Source organism: Enterobacter cloacae complex sp. HYC033_NIDB (assembly GCF_056673335.1).
Genome location: NZ_CP115123.1, coordinates 2,580,736 through 2,597,966 on the forward strand (window position 1 = coordinate 2,580,736; position 17,231 = coordinate 2,597,966).

Below are 17,231 nucleotides of genomic sequence, written 5' to 3' on the forward strand. Positions count from 1 at the left end.
ACGTTTAGATTTGGCCAAAGCGGCCGGAGTTGAAATCGCGAATAGCCTCGGCAATTTCGGTTTTACTGTTCATCACAAACGGGCCATAGCCCACGATGGGTTCATTCAGCGGCTCCCCGGCCATCAGCAGCACTTTGGCATCGCTGCTGGCTTCGAGATGCAGTTTGTCACCGCTCTGACTCAGCACGACCAGTTGCGCCTCACCGGCAGGCGTGGTGCCGTTCACCGTCACGCTGCCTTCAACGACAACCAGCGCCGTGCTCCAGCCTTCGGGCTGATTGAGCGTCAGATGGCTACCCTGGCGCAGCGCGAGATCCCACACGTTCAGCGGTGAGAAGGTATGCGCCGGGCCGGTTACCTCTCCAAAACGGCCAGCAATCACGCGCAATGTTCCGCTGTTATCCGGCAGGGTGACCACCGGGATATCCGACTGAGTGATGCTCTGGTAGCCAGGCGTCGCCATTTTGTCTTTGGCGGGCAGGTTGACCCACAGCTGCATCATTTTCAGTTCACCGCCTTTCTGCGAAAACGCGCTGGAGTGGAACTCCTCGTGCAAAATGCCTGCGCCTGCCGTCATCCACTGCACATCGCCTGGGCCAATAACGCCGCCTCTGCCGGTGGAATCACGGTGCTCCACTTCGCCTGAGTAGACGATGGTCACCGTTTCAAAACCGCGATGAGGATGCTCGCCCACGCCGCGTTTCGCGCCGTCCGCCGGGAAGGTATGCGGTCCGGCGTAGTCCAGCAGCAGGAACGGGCTCAGGGGCTCGCCGTGCGTCTGGTAAGAAAACATCGAACGAACCGGAAAACCGTCACCGACCCAGTGCGGCCGAGGTGCGGTATACACGCCTGTTACGTTTTTCATGATTAACTCCTGATGTCCTGTTGATGGAATTAGCTTATATTCAGGGTTAATATCCCGGTAGATAGCAAAAATGACATTCACTGTTCCTTAAATGGAACAATGGAGGCGTATGCAGGATCTCAATGATTTCGTATGGTTTGTGAAGGTGGTGGAGCATAGTGGCTTTGCGGCGGCGGGTCGGGCGCTCGATCAGCCTAAGTCGAAACTGAGCCGTCGGATTGCGCAGCTGGAAGAACGCCTGGGCGTTCGGTTGATACAACGTACCACGCGGCAGTTTGCGGTGACGGAGGTGGGGCAGACATTCTATCAGCACTGTAAAGCCATGCTGGTGGAAGCTGAAGCTGCGGAGGAGGCGGTGGCTGCTTTACAGGCTGAGCCGCGCGGTATGGTCCGGATCACCTGTCCTGTCACATTGCTGCACGTTCACGTGGGGCCCATGCTGGCGCGGTTTATGGCGCGCTATCCAGGGATCAACCTCCAGCTCGAAGCCACCAACCGCCGGGTCGATCTGGTGGCGGAGGGGGTGGATGTGGCGATCCGCGTTCGTCCGCGCCCGTTTGATGACAGCGATCTGGTATTAAGGGTGCTGGCGGACAGGGGGCATTGTCTGGTTGCCGGGCCGGCACTGATTGAACGGATGGGCAACCCGGCGATGCCCTCTGAACTCAGCGAGTGGCCGGGGTTAAGTATGGGGGCGGGCAAGCACCTGCATAAGTGGGAATTGAGCGGGCCGGAGGGCGCAAAGGCAGAAATTCACTTCACGCCGCGCCTGGTGACTACCGACATGCTGGCGCTGCGGGAGGCGGCGATGGCGGGCGTGGGCGTGGTACAGCTGCCCATTTTGATGGTGAAGGATCAGCTGGCTTCAGGTGAACTTGTTCGGGTGCTGAATGCCTGGGAACCCAGACGGGAAGTGATCCACGCGGTGTATCCATCCCGGCGCGGCCTGCTGCCATCGGTCAGGACGCTGGTGGATTTTCTCACCGAAGAGTATGCAAAGATGGTTGAAGACTAGCTTTTTGTAGGTCGGGTAAGCGTAGCGCCACCCGACATAAAGAACGCAGGGAGCGAATCTCCTTGCGGAGAATATAAAAGAAAAAAGCCCGTACTTTCGTACGAGCTCTTGTCTTGAATATGGCGGTGAGGGGGGGATTGACTCGCTTCGCTCGCCCTTCGGGCAGCCTGTTCGCTACGCTCTCAGTCTGTCCAACTGGCTGCGCCAGTTGTCGAACCCCGGTCGGGGGTTCTCATCCCCCCAAAGGCGTGCAACATGCGAAAAAAAAGCCCGCATTTTCATGCGAGCTCTTCTTCAAATATGGCGGTGAGGGGGGGATTCGAACCCCCGATACGTTGCCGTATACACACTTTCCAGGCGTGCTCCTTCAGCCACTCGGACACCTCACCATATTGTCATCCCGTTGTTGTCGGGACGGGCGCTAATGTAAGGAAAAGCCGTACTGCCGTCAACCCACTTTTTCAGTAATTTAGCGTATTTAGACAAACTTCAGGCAACCTGATTCCGAAATGTGCGAAATGCGCCTCTTTTATCAGCAACGCGGTTTAGCGATAAATTTGTTATGCTGGCAAGCCAGTTGAAAATGAAAATAAAACAGCGCAATAAAAGGCAATGACTATGGATATTATCTTCTATCACCCCACTTTTGATACGGCTTACTGGATTAACGCGCTCACGGCGGCACTGCCTGGCGCACGCGTTCGCGAATGGAAACAGGGCGATAATGAACATGCCGACTACGCGCTGGTCTGGCATCCCCCGGTCGAAATGCTTCAGGGACGCCGTTTGAAGGCGGTGTTTGCTCTTGGTGCGGGTGTGGATTCCATTCTCAGTAAGCTGAAGGCACACCCTGAAATGCTGCCGGAGGATATTCCCCTGTTTCGTCTGGAAGATACCGGTATGGGGCAGCAGATGCAGGAATATGCCGTGAGCCAGGTGCTGCACTGGTTCCGACGTTTCGACGATTATCAGGCGTTTAAACAGCAATCCCACTGGGAACCGCTTCCGGATTATCAGCATGAAGATTTCACCATCGGCATCCTCGGCGCGGGTGTACTGGGTTCGAAAGTCGCCGAAGCGCTCGCGCCGTGGGGCTTCCCACTGCGCTGCTGGAGCCGGAGCCGTAAGGATTATCCAGGCGTCGAGAGCTTTGCCGGAACGGACGAACTCCCGGCGTTCCTGAAAGGGACTCGCGTCCTCATTAACCTGCTGCCGAATACGGCGGAAACGGTCGGCATTATCAATGGCACGCTCCTCAACCAGTTGGCAGAAGACAGCTACTTAATGAACCTGGCGCGCGGGGTACACGTTGTGGAAGACGATCTGCTGAAAGCGCTGGATAGCGGTAAACTGAAAGGCGCAATGCTGGATGTCTATAGCCGCGAACCGCTGCCGACAGACAGCCCGCTCTGGGCACATCCGCGCGTGGCGATGACGCCTCATATTGCGGCCGTGACGCGACCGGCGGAGGCCGTGGCGTACATCTCGCATACCATCAGCGAAATAGAGAAGGGCAACGCGGTGACCGGACAGGTCGACAGACAGCGAGGCTACTGAGAGAAACCCGGCGTTCGCCGGGTTTTTGCTAATATTCGCCGCTGATAACTGCTATCCTTTGGAAAAACCGCAGAGGAGAGAAAGATGTATCCCGTTGACCTGCATATGCACACCGTCGCCAGTACCCACGCTTACAGTAACCTCCATGATTATATCGCTCAGGCGAAGCTGAAAGGCATTAAACTGTTTGCGATAACCGATCACGGTCCGGATATGGCGGATGCGCCGCACTACTGGCATTTTGTGAATATGCGTATCTGGCCACGCCTGGTGGACGGTATCGGGATACTGCGCGGCATCGAAGCGAACATCAAAAATACTGACGGTGAGATTGACTGCACCGGCCCGATGCTGACCTCGTTAGATCTGATCCTCGCCGGCTTCCACGAGCCGGTCTTTGCGCCCCAGGATAAAGAGACCAACACCGCAGCGATGATTGCCACTATTGCCAGCGGCAACGTGCACATTATTAGCCACCCGGGAAATCCGAAATACCCGATTGATATTCAGGCCGTGGCGCAGGCGGCAGCGAAGCACCGCGTGGCTCTGGAGATTAACAACTCCTCCTTTGTTCACTCGCGTAAGGGCAGTGAAGCCAACTGCCGCGAAGTGGCGGCGGCCGTGCGCGACGCGGGCGGCGTGGTGGCGCTGGGCTCTGATTCACACACGGCCTTCACGCTGGGTGATTTCAGCGAGTGCCTGAAAATATTGCGGGACGTGAATTTCCCGGAAGAACAGATCCTGAACGTCACGCCGCGTCGTATGCTCGACTTCCTTGAGTCGCGCGGCATGGCGCCGATTGATGAATTTGCCGATCTTTAATTAATAACGGAATAAAAACATGAATGAGTTTTCCATCCTTTGCCGCGTGCTGGGCACCTTATATTACCGCCAGCCGCAGGATCCGCTGCTGGTTCCGCTGTTTACCCTGATTCGTGAAGGTAAACTGGCGCAGAGCTGGCCGCTGGAACAGGATGAGTTGCTGGAACGCTTGCAAAAAAGCTGCGATATGCAGCAGATTTCAACGGATTACAACGCGCTGTTTGTGGGAGAAGAGTGTCGCGTGTCGCCGTATCGTTCTGCCTGGCAGGAAGGTGCGACCGAAGCGGAGGTTCGGGCGTTTCTTTCAGAACGCGGCATGCCGCTGACGGATATGCCTGCCGATCATATCGGTACCCTGCTGCTGGCGGCCTCCTGGATTGAAGATAATGCAGGTGATGATGAGAACGAGGCGATTGAAACCCTGTTCGAAACGTATTTGCTTCCGTGGGTTGGCACCTTCCTGGGTAAAGTTGAAGCCCATGCCACCTCGCCGTTCTGGAGAACGCTGGCTCCGCTGACGCGTGACGCCATCGCTGCCATGTGGGACGAGCTGGAAGAAGAGAACGAAGAGTGATTTGAATCACAAAAATCCTGCAACGATACATTTCAACTTGCACGTAATGTGCTTCTGATCTCATTTCTAAGGTGCGCATCTGCTAAGATGCGCACCATGAACATACTACTTTGTATTGCAATCACGACTGGCATCCTCTCCGGCCTCTGGGGTTGGGTGGCTGTCTCTCTCGGCTTGTTGAGCTGGGCTGGTTTTCTTGGCTGCACGGCCTATTTCGCCTGCCCGCAGGGTGGTCTCAAAGGGCTCTTCATCTCCGGCTGTACTCTGATGAGCGGTGTGATTTGGGCGCTGGTCATTATGAAAGGCAGCGCGCTGGCGCCGCATGTGGAAATCCTGGGGTACGCCATCACCGGCATTGTGGCCTTCCTGATGTGCGTTCAGGCAAAACATCTGCTGTTGTCCTTTGTGCCCGGCACGTTCATGGGTGCCTGCGCGACCTTTGCGGGGCAGGGGGACTGGAAGCTGGTGGTCCCTTCGCTCATGCTGGGGTTACTGTTTGGCTACGCCATGAAGAACAGCGGCCTCTGGCTTGCGGCCCGACGCGAGAAGAGCCAGAGCGTTCCTGCGGTAAGTAAATAAAAAAAGGCGAGACGGAAATCTCGCCTTTTTTATGCGCCGCCGATTATGACTCCGGCGGCACCGACATCTCACGGTATTTCACCAGCACCGCATTACTCACGTCACTTTTATTCTGAAGATCCCACAAGCCGCGATCGATACCGTCATTAATCAGGAAAATCACGCCGGTTTCGATGGCCGACATCAGACACAGCATGACCGGCTCGTTAGAGGTATAGCCAATTTCACCCTCCAGCAGACGCTGGTAATCGATAAAGCGGAACACCCCGGCCTGCACTTCATAAGAGAGAATCGTTTTGCTGGTGGTCACGGAGGATAATATCTCACCCGTGCTCACGTTAACCACGCGCAGGTTGACGGCAATCTGATCCAGCTGATACTGCGTGTCGGCCCCGATGCCAAAGTAACGCGCACCCGCGCCGCCCGATTTCACGTTACTTTCGTAGCCGATAATCGAGCCTTCCACCATGATATTGGCTGCGGTGAGAGACTGTAGCGGCATGCGGTTATTGACGCCAACGGTACCATTCTCCTGCGCGGCACGAATGATTTTTCGTTCGTTAAGCAGGTTTTGCAGCCCCTGACGTTCCAGCGGGATAAACCAGCGAGAATCTTTCAGGGCGGTGACCAGCATCGCGGTGGCGCTCTGCGGTACGGCCGTCGAGAAGTTACTGGCCGGATACGGTTTGAACTGGCCCGTCTCATCCTGAATGTTATAGACCGAGACGAATATCTTCCCGGTAGGGACCGGCAGATGTGTCAGATCCCGGTAGCTCTGGGCACGAGGCATTAGGGTGGGTTTAGCGGCTTCTTTTGGCGGGGCAGTTAAACAACCGCTTAATAAGCACACTGCAACTAAAATAAAAAAGCGCTGCATAATAATTGTCCTTATTTTGGGGTTGTTTAGAAATCAGTTGAACTGGTCTGCAAACCGGAAACCTGGATTGTCGACGTTTTACCGGTTTTTCGGTCTGTCACATTTAACTGAAGCTGCCCGTCTTTATTGGCAATATCGACGATAAAGTCGTTAGTGACCATCCGGCCGGGTTTTCCGGTATTAATGTTAGTTAATAAGCCACCTAATATTTGCGACTGGATGGCCTGAGTGAAATTATCCAGGGCCGACGGAGTCTCGATACCGAAATCATCGTCATAGCTGGGGTCTTTATAAGAGTTTTGAGCCTGAGCCTGGTTAAGCATAAAGGCTCCGTTATTCGGGTTGCCGCCAAAATTAGGGTTGCGGAACTGGAATGTCATATTTCCGGCCCAGCTCAACGGCGCAATGAGCATTAACGAAATCACTGTGTGTGCGAGACGCATTACAGCCTCCGAAATAGGTGTCGTTGCTAGAACTCATCTTTTGCTAAATCGCCTGTGCTCAAAAGGGCTTTGTCTAACTGTAGGCGGTTAATAGCTTCTTCTGTTTGTGCCAGCGCGAAAGCGACGTTCTGATCGAAGTCTCTTTTCGTTGGGAATAAAAAAGTCTGGTAAATAACGTCCTGATTAGCGGTTATTGTGATCCAGCTTCCCCACCGCGCACTGGGCCGTTCGTTGATGGTTAAGTTACCCGGATAATCGCTTTCCCACTTATCGCTGAAGGCACGATAAAAATCGTGTCCGACAGAGGTGACGGTGTGGTCGGTCAACAGTCCGGGAACTTCCACCTCAACAGCCTGAAGGTTTCCGGCAGCAAGCATAATGCCTGCGGCGGCAATCCAACTTAGGGTGCGTTTCATGCTATTAACGCCTGAGGTTATCGTTTGCCCACGACACCGCCTGCGTGCGATTTTTAACAGCTATCTTTTTGAAAAGATTATAAAGATGCGTCTTAACCGTATTTTCGCTGATAAATAACGAACGGGCGATTTCAATATTTGAAGCACCAATACGCAGTTTGTTCAGGATCTCTTTCTCACGGTGCGTCAGAAGTGCAGATTCTGAACTGTTATAGCGATAATTTCCGGAGTGGGTAATGAGGTAGCTGGCCAGTTTTTGCGAGAAATAACACTCCCCCCGCAATATGCCCTGCAAACCCTCCACGACACGGTTTTCTTCTTCAGTGACGTAAAACACGCCGTTAATATGCGGCCAGCTCTCAATATCGCGGAAAGGATACTCATCAGGCGTATTTAATAACAATACGCGGATATCATTGTTTTTCCTGCTTAAATTATCCTGCCAGTAATGGACCAGTTTTTTATCCGCTTCCATCATATCGAGAAGAATGATGCTGCCGGGAGCGATATCATCAAAAGAACGTTGAATATTATGCAGTTTCCCGTTAAGCGAGAGGCATTGTTTTAAATGCTGCAATAACGCTGTCGCTTGTAAGGAAGGTTTTGTGATCAACAATAATGTATGACCGGGTAAGCTATGGACTTCATTAAACATGATGAAACCCCACGTTATTTATGACACCCGGCAGCTGCCCTCGTATTATTGAAAAGGGCACCAGAAGTACTGACAGGTGTGGCACTGCTGTGTGTAGTTAAAAAACCTTCCTCCAAAGGAGGCGGTAAAATTAAAAACAAATAACGTACTGCTGTTTTCAATCTAGCTATTGCAAACTTTAAAGCAAGTGTTAATCATGTAACAGAATGTAAAATTCGATATTAAGTTGTGTATTTTTAAGGGTGAATAGATTTTAAGATAAGGGGAAAGTTGTACAGGTGTATAAACGTGCACAGATTTTGAAAGTCATACAATATATTATAACGAATTGAATTATTGAGCTTTTAATTATTGTAAGCCAGCCGGTAAAAAGTATGAACTCAGCTAAAAAGTTAAGACTTCTCTAAGCTGGAAATTTTTCTTAAGAAAACTTGCTTCGTGTCACGCCCCTGGCAAAAGACATTGCCGTGTTTGTCTGTAGAAGCCGGTACAGGTTGGACAGCCTGTCTCGCTGTTGTCCAGACGCTCAGACAAGAATTTATTTCTGCATTAGTGGTGTGTCGCGTCGTTTCAGGCGAGATTTACGACTTTGAGGTGAATGAGCATATAAAAATAAGGCACACGGGTGAGATATTAAATATGTTTCGGCAGACATACTCTTTTCCGTAACGCGGCGTTAACAAAACGAATCGCGTTAACGGGTAAAGACATACCTATTTTATAGCCAGGTCCAGGGTGACAGCATGAAAAACAAAACGTTGTTTATGATGTTTACATTACTGGGTGCGCCTGGGTTTGTAATCGCAGGTGATTCAGATTTAGCCAGTTCTGAATATAATTTTGCGATAAATGAATTAAGTAAAGCTTCATACAATCAGGCAGCCATTATTGGTCAACAGGGTTCAGGTAATAATGCTGATGTACGCCAGGGCGGTTCTAAATTGCTGTCCATTATTTCCCAGGAGGGCGGGAATAACCGCGCGCATGTTGATCAGTCAGGGACGTATAACCTTGCTTATATCGATCAGACCGGTAACGGCAACGATGCGAGTATTAAGCAGGGCGCTTTTGGCAACACCGCCATGATTATCCAGAAAGGCTCGGGTAACAGGGCGAATATAACGCAGTATGGTACGCAGAAAACAGCAGTTGTAGTACAGAGACAGTCGCAAATGGCTATTCGCGTTATTCAACGCTAGCGATGTGTGACGCCTTAATCAATCCGATGGGGGTTTACCATGAAACTTTTCAAAGTGGCAGTTATTGCAGCAATCGTAGTTTCTGGCAGTGCTTTCGCAGGTGCGGTACCACAATTTGGCGGCGGCCACGGTGGTGGCTGGGGTGGCGGCAATAACGGCCCTGACTCAACCCTGAGCATTTACCAGTACGGCGGCGGTAACTCCGCGCTTGCTTTGCAGACGGACGCCCGAGATTCTGAATTGACCATTACCCAGCACGGTGGCGGTAACGGCGCAGATGTTGGTCAGGGCTCTGATGACAGTTCTATCGATCTGCTGCAAAAAGGCTTTGGTAACAGCGCCACCATCGACCAGTGGAATAGCAAAGACTCTGTTATTAACGTGAAACAGTTCGGCGGCGGCAACGGCGCGGCGGTAGACCAGACAGCGTCCGGCTCAACGGTGACTGTGCACCAGGTTGGCTTTGGCAACAACGCGACCGCACATCAGTACTGATTCAATTCTGTACCAAAAAACAGGGCATGTGCCCTGTTTTTTTTCGGGAGGATCTCATGAGCACCTTCATTCTCCTTGCTGCGCTTGCCAGCCAGATAACGTTCAGCACCTCACAGCAGGCAAATATGACAACCATTATTCCTCAGGTCACGCTGGCAGACGCCTGCGAATGTCAGGTTGAGGTGTTATCTGTCCGACAGGGGCAAGCGGGACAAAGTACATCGCGGCAGAAAAATACTCTTTTTATACCCGCTAATCAGCCGATTGATTTAACGCGAATCAGTTTAAATATTCGTTCAGGGGATGCGGTAAAAATAATCGTCACCGTTTCTGATGGAAAATCGCTTCATTTATCACAGCAGTGGAACGCACCGGCAAGTACGCTTTAATAATTCATGAAATCAATGATTTAATAAAGTGGCGGCGCTGCACAGGTAAGCTATGCTGATATCAAGAACCCAGTCATCGGGTTGCTTAAATTGATACGTCATAACGGAGCGTTTTTACCCCTCAAGGACGAATTTCATTGAGGAGTACAAATAATGTTCAAATCCGCAGCGTGTATTATTTCTGGTCTGGGACTGATCCTGTCCTCTTTTTTATCTCCGGCTTATTCAGCAACTATAGAAAATGGTGGGGTGATTCATTTTCGTGGCGCGGTGGTCGCTGACCCGTGCGAAGTCACGCCCCGGCATCAGCAGTTTGCGATCTCCTGTCCGGAAAATAACCGTATGAAAACGCATACCATCAGTTATGACGAGGCGCTCCGGGGCCATCATCCTCATTCAGCTCTGGCCGCTGTCAGCATGAAATACCTGAATGAACAGAAAACGCTTGCGGTCGTTCAGGTGGATTACCGCTAACCGACGTTTTTTTCACGGCAGTTTTTCTCCTTCTCCCTCTGCGATACACTGATGAAAAAGGCGGGTTGCAGAGGGTGTTTATGAGACCGCAAATCGACGTTATTCATGGCGATATCACGACGGTACACGTTGACGTGATCGTCAACGCAGCCAATTCCTCCCTGATGGGGGGGGGCGGGGTGGACGGTGCCATTCACCGGGCCGCAGGCCCTCAACTCCTTGAAGCATGCAAAACCGTGCGTCAGCAGCAGGGAGAGTGCCCGCCGGGGCATGCTGTTATTACGCTTGCAGGCGATCTCCCGGCCAAAGCGGTGATCCATACCGTTGGACCCGTCTGGCACGGTGGCGACCGCCATGAGGCTGAGATTCTGGAGCAGGCGTATCGGAACTGCCTGCGGCTTGCGGCGGATAACGGGTACAAGACCATGGCGTTCCCCGCCATTAGCACCGGGGTATACGGTTATCCAAAGGAAGCGGCAGCTACAATCGCCGTGAATACCGTTTATCACTACCTTTCCCTCAAACCCATGCCGGAAAAAGTCATTTTTGTCTGTTTCGATGAGCACACCGCCGACCTGTATCAGCGGATTTTGACCGCGCGCAGCCAGGCATTTTGATGTCTGAAGTGCAAAAACGGCGCCCTGGAGGCGCCGTTTTGTTATCCCGCTTTAACCTGAGGTTTGCCTGAGAACAGGAAACGCAAAAGCGGGATCCGCAGATGGATTTCATACAACACGATGGCAATGCCAACCACAAAGACCAGGCCGGTGAAGAAGCCCAGCGCATTCGAGGCGATATGCGGCGTAATGTACGCCCCGAAAAACAGCGTCAGCGGATGGTGAACCAGGTAGATAAACAGCGAAGCATTAACGAAATAGGTAACGCGGCTGGATTTAAAATTCAGCAGACGATGGCCAAGGGCGAACACTACGTTAACCATCCACAGGCCCATCAGCATCGTTATCACGCTCTCTGTCTCATACATCCACGCGTCCCCGCTGCCATAGCGCTGATTGAGAAGATAGGCGGCAAAGGCCAGCGCAGCACCCACCGCACACCAGGGGGAGGGGGTGGTAAACAGCGCTTTAAGCCGGGGATGAATAAATGCCAGCGCCCCAATCAGGAAGAAGGGAATGTAGAACAGGGTCTGCATCACCACGAAATTAAACAGCCCATCGCTCAGAATGGGAGGGTAGACAATGAGCAGGGTACGCCTGACGGCGGCATACGCGATCCCCAGCGCAAGAAACAGCAGAGACAGCTTGCCCAGGGTGATGTTGGCGAAGAAGGTCGAGGATGCGGTGCTCGCGCGCTGGCGCAGCTGGCTGAAGATCAACAAACTCACCGTGGTTAGCACCACCAGTACCAGCAGGAACCAGAGGTGGGAAATCAGCTCCCAGACCAGGGTATTGTATTTCTCATAGAAGGAGAGATTCGGCCAGTTTTCCGCCTTGCCTTTAATATGCTGCAACATGATGAACTGCGGCAGCGTCAGCAGCGGAATGGCCGTCAACATCGGTATGCCCACGCGCTCCACGCGCACTTTCCACCATCGTTTGAGGGGATAGCGCAAGAAGAGCATGTAAGAGAAATAACCGGAAATGACAAAAAACACCTGCATGCGGAAGGCATGGATAAAATCATTAAACAGCGTCAGCCACCAGGAGGGAATCTGGCTGTTCACGTGCCAGGTGTGGCTGGAATAGATCAGTGAAATATGAAAAGGGATCCCCAATAGCATGAGCCATGCGCGGATCGAGTCGAGGAAATATTCACGTTGTACAGGGGTTGTGCTCATATAACTTTGCGCATTCTCAGACTTTTCGCCTTATCCCTAAGGCTCATAATGGTTACATTCGGAGCCAACCCTACACCAAGACCGACACCCTGTCTCCAGGATAAGCACGCAAAGTGAAAAGCGGGTTCTTTCATTTGCTTAATCCATGAGCCAGCGAGCTGAACAAAGCAGTGATAATGTTGTCGGATTGCCTGAGTTTCCATTAAAATGGATCGGATCGATATAAGCACACAAAGGGGGAAGTGCTTACTTATTATGAAACATAAACCACAAATGATGAAAATGCGTTGGTTGGGTGTAGCAGTGCTGTTGTCACTGTATACCTCATCTGCACTGGCCTTTAACATCGATGATGTCGCAAAACAGGCTAAATCGATGGCGGGCAAGAGCTACGAAGCGCCAAAAAGTAACCTGCCCTCCGTTTTCCGCGACATGAAATACGCGGACTATCAGCAGATCCAGTTCAATCACGATAAAGCGTACTGGAACAATATTAAAACCCCGTTCAAGCTTGAATTTTACCACCAGGGTATGTACTTCGACACGCCGGTTGCCATCAACGAAGTGACGGCGACCGCGGTACGCAAAATCAAGTACAGCCCGGATTATTTCAATTTTGGCGATGTGCAACACGATAAAGACACGGTAAAAGACCTCGGCTTCGCAGGCTTCAAGGTGCTTTATCCGATTAACAGCAAAGATAAAAACGACGAAATCGTCAGCATGCTTGGCGCCAGCTACTTCCGCGTGATTGGCGCGGGGCAGGTGTACGGGCTTTCTGCGCGCGGTCTGGCAATTGATACCGCGCTGCCATCAGGTGAAGAATTTCCACGTTTTCGCGAGTTCTGGATCGAACGTCCAAAACCAACCGACAAACGTCTGACAATTTATGCGCTGCTGGACTCCCCTCGTGCGACAGGCGCTTATCGCTTCGTGATCATGCCAGGGCGTGACACGGTGGTTGACGTACAGTCTAAAGTTTACCTGCGCGATAAAGTGGGCAAACTGGGCGTCGCGCCGCTGACCAGCATGTTCCTGTTCGGGCCGAACCAGCCCTCTCCGGCGACCAATTTCCGTCCTGAACTGCATGATTCCAATGGCCTCTCCATTCATGCGGGTAACGGCGAGTGGATCTGGCGTCCGCTGAACAACCCGAAACACCTCGCCGTCAGCAGCTTTGCGATGGAAAACCCGCAGGGCTTTGGTCTGCTGCAACGTGGCCGTCAGTTCTCCCGCTTTGAAGATCTGGATGACCGCTACGATCTCCGTCCAAGCGCCTGGGTTACGCCCAAAGGCGACTGGGGTAAAGGCAAGGTTGAGCTGGTTGAAATTCCAACTAACGATGAAACCAACGATAACATTGTGGCGTACTGGACACCGGATCAGCTGCCGGAAGCCGGTAAAGAGATGAACTTCAAGTATGCGATCACCTTCAGCCGTGACGAAGACAAGCTGCATGCGCCGGATAACGCGTATGTGATGCAGACGCGTCGTTCGACGGGTGACGTGAAGCAGTCAAACCTGATTCGTCAGCCGGATGGCACGCTGGCATTTATCGTGGACTTCACCGGGCAGGATATGAAAAAACTGGCCCCGGATACTGCCGTGACGGCACAGGCCAGCATTGGCGATAACGGTGAAATCGTTGAGAACGCCGTGCGTTACAACCCGGTCACCAAAGGGTGGCGTTTGACCCTGCGCGTGAAGGTGAAAGATCCGAAACAGACCACTGAAATGCGCGCCGCGCTGGTCAGTAACGATAAGCCGCTGAGTGAAACCTGGAGCTATCAGCTACCTGCCAATGAATAATACATCTGAATATATTGATGCCATGCCGCTGACGGACATTGAAAAAGCGGCACTCCCTGCGAGCGACATCCGCGCGGTTCACACCGCGCTGGATGGTGAACATCGTCACTTTTCCCGTGATGATGATACGCCGCTGGGGTCAGTGAAGGCACGTCTGGAGCAGGCATGGCCGGACTCGCTGGCAGAAGGGCAGCTAATCAAGGATGACGAAGGGCGTGACCAGCTACAGGCGATGCCGAAGGCCACGCGTTCCTCCATGTTCCCCGATCCGTGGCGCACCAACCCGGTGGGCCGCTTCTGGGATCGCCTGCGTGGGCGTGACGTGACGCCGCGCTATCTGTCACGTCTGACCAAAGAACAGCAGGCATCCGAGCAGAAATGGCGTACCGTGGGAACGATTCGTCGTTACATTCTGCTGCTGCTGACGCTGGCGCAGACGGTTGTCGCCACCTGGTACATGAAAACCATTCTGCCGTACCAGGGCTGGGCGTTGATTAACCCTGCTGACATGATTGGCCAGGATATCTGGGTCTCCTTCATGCAGCTGCTGCCGTATATTTTACAGAGCGGCATTCTTCTGCTGTTCGCGGTGCTGTTCTGTTGGGTCTCCGCCGGGTTCTGGACGGCGCTGATGGGCTTCCTGCAACTGCTGATGGGGCGTGACAAATACAGCATTTCCGCGTCGACGGTCGGGGATGAGCCCCTCAATCCTGAGCATCGTACCGCGCTGATCATGCCTATCTGTAACGAAGACGTTGACCGCGTATTCGCCGGGCTGCGTGCTACCTGGGAGTCCGTGAAGGCGACCGGTAACGCGGCGCATTTCGACGTCTATATCCTGAGCGACAGCTACAATCCGGATATCTGCGTGGCGGAGCAAAAAGCCTGGATGGAACTGATTGCCGAGGTGCAGGGCGAAGGGCAGATCTTCTACCGTCGTCGTCGTCGTCGTGTTAAGCGTAAGAGCGGAAACATCGATGACTTCTGTCGTCGCTGGGGTAACCAGTACAGCTACATGGTGGTACTGGATGCAGACTCCGTGATGAGCGGCGACTGCCTGAGCGGGCTGGTCCGTCTGATGGAAGCCAACCCGAACGCGGGAATTATTCAGTCCTCGCCAAAAGCGTCCGGTATGGACACGCTGTATGCGCGCTGCCAGCAGTTTGCGACCCGCGTCTACGGGCCGCTGTTTACTGCCGGTCTGCACTTCTGGCAGTTGGGTGAATCCCACTACTGGGGCCACAACGCCATTATCCGCGTGAAGCCATTCATCGAGCACTGCGCCCTGGCGCCGCTGCCGGGTGAAGGGTCGTTTGCCGGGTCCATTCTGTCGCATGACTTTGTGGAAGCCGCGCTGATGCGTCGTGCAGGGTGGGGAGTCTGGATTGCCTACGATCTGCCTGGCTCGTATGAAGAGCTGCCGCCGAACCTGCTGGATGAGCTCAAACGCGACCGCCGCTGGTGTCACGGTAACCTGATGAACTTCCGCCTGTTCCTGGTGAAAGGGATGCACCCTGTTCACCGTGCGGTGTTCCTGACGGGCGTTATGTCCTATCTGTCTGCGCCGCTGTGGTTTATGTTCCTGGCGCTCTCAACCGCGTTGCAGGTTGTGCATGCCCTGACGGAGCCGCAGTACTTCCTGCAACCGCGCCAGCTGTTCCCGGTGTGGCCGCAGTGGCGTCCGGAGCTGGCGATCGCGCTGTTCGCGTCGACCATGGTGCTGCTGTTCCTGCCTAAGCTGCTCAGTATCATTCTGATCTGGTGCAAAGGTTCGAAGGAGTACGGTGGTTTCTGCCGCGTGACCCTTTCACTGCTGCTGGAAGTGCTGTTCTCGGTCCTGCTGGCGCCGGTGCGTATGCTGTTCCATACGGTGTTTGTGGTGAGCGCGTTCCTGGGATGGGAAGTGGTGTGGAATTCACCGCAGCGTGACGATGACTCTACGCCGTGGAGTGAAGCCTTTATGCGCCACGGCTCTCAGCTGCTGCTGGGCCTGGTGTGGGCCGTTGGTATGGCCTGGCTGGATCTGCGTTTCCTGTTCTGGCTTGCGCCGATTGTGTTCTCGCTGATCCTGTCGCCGTTTGTATCGGTGATCTCCAGCCGTTCCACGGTGGGCCTGCGTACCAAACGCTGGAAGCTGTTCCTGATCCCGGAAGAGTATTCTCCGCCGCAGGTGCTGGTGGATACCGATACCTATCTGGAGCAGAACCGCAAACGCACGCTGGATGATGGCTTTATGCATGCCGTGTTTAACCCGTCATTCAACGCGCTGGCAACCGCGATGGCGACGGCGCGTCACCGCGCCAGCCAGGTGCTGGAGATCGCCCGCGATCGCCACGTTGAGCAGGCGCTGAACGAGACGCCAGAAAAGCTTAACCGCGACCGTCGTCTGGTGTTGTTGAGCGATCCGGTGACGATGGCACGGCTTCACTACCGCGTGTGGTCCTCTCCGGAGAGATACTCTTCGTGGGTGAACTACTACAAGGACGTGAAGCTCAATCCGCTGGCCCTGAAGGCGAAGTAAGTTGTTAAGTAGGGCGGGTAAGCGAAGCGCCACCCGCCAAATAAAATACCGGCTTAATCGCCGGTATTTTTTTAGAGGTCAGAAATGAAAGTAATCATTGTCGTCATGATGGCATGCCTGCTCAGCGGCTGCGGCAGCATTATCAGCCGCACCATCCCCGGGCAGGGCCACGGGAATCAGTACTACCCCGGCGTACAGTGGGATGTCCGTGATTCCGCATGGCGCTATCTCACCGTGCTCGATCTGCCGTTTTCGCTGATTTTCGACACGCTACTGCTGCCCATCGATGCCAGCCACGGCCCCTACGAGTAGCGGTGACTTATCGCTCGTCCCATTCGTCCGCTGCGGCCTGACCCTCTTCGGTATCCAGCGGCGGTTCGAGCTGAAACTCACCTTCGTCCCATTCGTGCAGCGTATTTTCTTCCAGCCACTCCTGACGTAACTCAATTTCGTCATAGTCGCCGTCGAATACCGCCTGCGCACCTTCACCACTCAGTATCGGCAGACATTCACCATCTTCACCTTCATCAGCAAAGAATTCGGCCTGCCACATAATATCGCCGTCCTGTAGGACGTATTTTTGGATATTGAGTTGTTGCACGTCAGCATCTTCTTCCTCAACGCCGGGATTATCGGCGAGGAACTCTTCGCGAGCGGCATCAATTGCTTCTTCCAGCGTGGCGTACATGGTCATTGGTGTCTCCCTGTTTTTCGTGAAGGTATTCAGGGAAAGAATAGCTGAT

General features: G+C 53.4%; 20 protein-coding genes, 1 tRNA gene and 1 other RNA gene. 13 read left to right on the top strand and 9 right to left on the bottom strand.

All coding sequences use genetic code 11. The features are described from left to right. Positions 1–4: 4 nt before the first annotated feature. Complete coding sequence (locus O1721_RS12250) at positions 5–865, bottom strand: pirin family protein (RefSeq protein ID WP_015570855.1); 861 nt, start codon at positions 863–865, stop codon at positions 5–7. A 109-nt stretch (positions 866–974) separates the two neighbouring features. On the opposite strand from O1721_RS12250, the gene O1721_RS12255 reads away from it, so the two are divergent. Continuing rightward, the gene (locus O1721_RS12255; RefSeq protein WP_032647954.1) at positions 975–1,880 is read left to right on the top strand and encodes a LysR family transcriptional regulator; all 906 of its coding nucleotides are present in this window, start codon (positions 975–977) and stop codon (positions 1,878–1,880) included. 120 nt (positions 1,881–2,000) lie between these two features. Here O1721_RS12255 and O1721_RS12260 read toward each other — a convergent pair. Further along, a non-coding RNA gene (locus O1721_RS12260) (RtT sRNA) lies at positions 2,001–2,137 on the bottom strand. 44 nt (positions 2,138–2,181) lie between these two features. Beyond that, positions 2,182–2,269, bottom strand: a tRNA-Ser gene (locus tag O1721_RS12265). A 229-nt stretch (positions 2,270–2,498) separates the two neighbouring features. Between O1721_RS12265 and ghrA the strand changes: the two genes are divergently transcribed. The 4 genes from ghrA (at position 2,499) to O1721_RS12285 (ending at position 5,412) form a co-directional block, all read left to right on the top strand. Next, positions 2,499–3,437, top strand: coding sequence for a glyoxylate/hydroxypyruvate reductase GhrA (gene ghrA / locus O1721_RS12270; protein ID WP_017384758.1), 939 nt, complete (start codon positions 2,499–2,501; stop codon positions 3,435–3,437). A gap of 84 nt (positions 3,438–3,521) precedes the next feature. Then, the gene (locus O1721_RS12275; protein WP_032647957.1) at positions 3,522–4,259 is read left to right on the top strand and encodes a phosphatase; all 738 of its coding nucleotides are present in this window, start codon (positions 3,522–3,524) and stop codon (positions 4,257–4,259) included. A 19-nt stretch (positions 4,260–4,278) separates the two neighbouring features. Next, complete coding sequence (locus O1721_RS12280) at positions 4,279–4,833, top strand: TorD/DmsD family molecular chaperone (RefSeq protein WP_003858059.1); 555 nt, start codon at positions 4,279–4,281, stop codon at positions 4,831–4,833. A 96-nt stretch (positions 4,834–4,929) separates the two neighbouring features. Continuing rightward, entirely contained in the window at positions 4,930–5,412 is a 483-nt protein-coding gene (locus tag O1721_RS12285) for a DUF1097 domain-containing protein (protein WP_072159654.1), read from the top strand. A 43-nt stretch (positions 5,413–5,455) separates the two neighbouring features. On the opposite strand, the gene csgG is transcribed toward O1721_RS12285, so the two are convergent. Genes csgG through csgD form a run of 4 tightly spaced genes read right to left on the bottom strand, consistent with a single transcriptional unit; the run spans position 5,456 to position 7,803 of the window. Beyond that, entirely contained in the window at positions 5,456–6,289 is an 834-nt protein-coding gene (gene csgG, locus O1721_RS12290) for a curli production assembly/transport protein CsgG (RefSeq protein ID WP_003858055.1), read from the bottom strand. 26 nt (positions 6,290–6,315) lie between these two features. Then, positions 6,316–6,732 (bottom strand): curli production assembly/transport protein CsgF, encoded by a 417-nt coding sequence (csgF, locus tag O1721_RS12295; protein WP_003858054.1) that lies wholly within the window; start codon positions 6,730–6,732, stop codon positions 6,316–6,318. A 26-nt stretch (positions 6,733–6,758) separates the two neighbouring features. Then, positions 6,759–7,148 carry a curli production assembly/transport protein CsgE gene (gene csgE, locus O1721_RS12300; protein WP_003858052.1) on the bottom strand — a complete coding sequence of 130 codons (390 nt, stop codon included), beginning with the start codon at positions 7,146–7,148 and terminating at the stop codon, positions 6,759–6,761. A 4-nt stretch (positions 7,149–7,152) separates the two neighbouring features. Beyond that, positions 7,153–7,803: a biofilm master transcriptional regulator CsgD gene (csgD, locus tag O1721_RS12305; protein WP_032647961.1), complete on the bottom strand. Its 651-nt coding sequence runs from the start codon at positions 7,801–7,803 to the stop codon at positions 7,153–7,155. A 743-nt stretch (positions 7,804–8,546) separates the two neighbouring features. Here csgD and csgB point away from each other — a divergent pair. The 5 genes from csgB (at position 8,547) to ymdB (ending at position 10,977) form a co-directional block, all read left to right on the top strand. Then, positions 8,547–9,002 carry a curli minor subunit CsgB gene (gene csgB / locus O1721_RS12310; protein WP_032647963.1) on the top strand — a complete coding sequence of 152 codons (456 nt, stop codon included), beginning with the start codon at positions 8,547–8,549 and terminating at the stop codon, positions 9,000–9,002. A gap of 39 nt (positions 9,003–9,041) precedes the next feature. Continuing rightward, on the top strand, positions 9,042–9,497 hold the full coding sequence (gene csgA, locus O1721_RS12315; RefSeq protein ID WP_003858043.1) for a curli major subunit CsgA: 456 nt from the start codon (positions 9,042–9,044) through the stop codon (positions 9,495–9,497). Positions 9,498–9,553: 56 nt separating this feature from the next. Continuing rightward, positions 9,554–9,886, top strand: coding sequence for a curli assembly chaperone CsgC (gene csgC, locus O1721_RS12320; RefSeq protein WP_023296298.1), 333 nt, complete (start codon positions 9,554–9,556; stop codon positions 9,884–9,886). 153 nt (positions 9,887–10,039) lie between these two features. After that, the gene (locus tag O1721_RS12325) at positions 10,040–10,360 is read left to right on the top strand and encodes a type 1 fimbrial protein (protein WP_017384751.1); all 321 of its coding nucleotides are present in this window, start codon (positions 10,040–10,042) and stop codon (positions 10,358–10,360) included. An 80-nt stretch (positions 10,361–10,440) separates the two neighbouring features. Further along, positions 10,441–10,977, top strand: a complete 537-nt coding sequence (gene ymdB / locus O1721_RS12330; protein ID WP_015570849.1) for an O-acetyl-ADP-ribose deacetylase — start codon at positions 10,441–10,443, stop codon at positions 10,975–10,977. A gap of 41 nt (positions 10,978–11,018) precedes the next feature. Here ymdB and mdoC read toward each other — a convergent pair whose 3' ends face one another. Further along, positions 11,019–12,158, bottom strand: a complete 1,140-nt coding sequence (mdoC, locus tag O1721_RS12335) for a glucans biosynthesis protein MdoC (RefSeq protein ID WP_032647966.1) — start codon at positions 12,156–12,158, stop codon at positions 11,019–11,021. A 255-nt stretch (positions 12,159–12,413) separates the two neighbouring features. On the opposite strand from mdoC, the gene mdoG reads away from it, so the two are divergent. The 3 genes from mdoG (at position 12,414) to O1721_RS12350 (ending at position 16,800) form a co-directional block, all read left to right on the top strand. Beyond that, entirely contained in the window at positions 12,414–13,967 is a 1,554-nt protein-coding gene (gene mdoG / locus O1721_RS12340) for a glucans biosynthesis protein MdoG (RefSeq protein WP_015570847.1), read from the top strand. Next, positions 13,960–16,488, top strand: a complete 2,529-nt coding sequence (mdoH, locus tag O1721_RS12345; RefSeq protein WP_003858032.1) for a glucans biosynthesis glucosyltransferase MdoH — start codon at positions 13,960–13,962, stop codon at positions 16,486–16,488. Before mdoG ends, mdoH begins: the two co-directional genes overlap by 8 nt. A gap of 84 nt (positions 16,489–16,572) precedes the next feature. Beyond that, positions 16,573–16,800, top strand: a complete 228-nt coding sequence (locus O1721_RS12350; protein ID WP_003858030.1) for a YceK/YidQ family lipoprotein — start codon at positions 16,573–16,575, stop codon at positions 16,798–16,800. Between the two features lie 7 nt (positions 16,801–16,807). Here the strand turns inward: O1721_RS12350 and O1721_RS12355 are convergent, their stop codons facing one another. Then, positions 16,808–17,182 carry a MysB family protein gene (locus tag O1721_RS12355; RefSeq protein ID WP_015570844.1) on the bottom strand — a complete coding sequence of 125 codons (375 nt, stop codon included), beginning with the start codon at positions 17,180–17,182 and terminating at the stop codon, positions 16,808–16,810. Between the last annotated feature and the right edge of the window lie 49 nt (positions 17,183–17,231).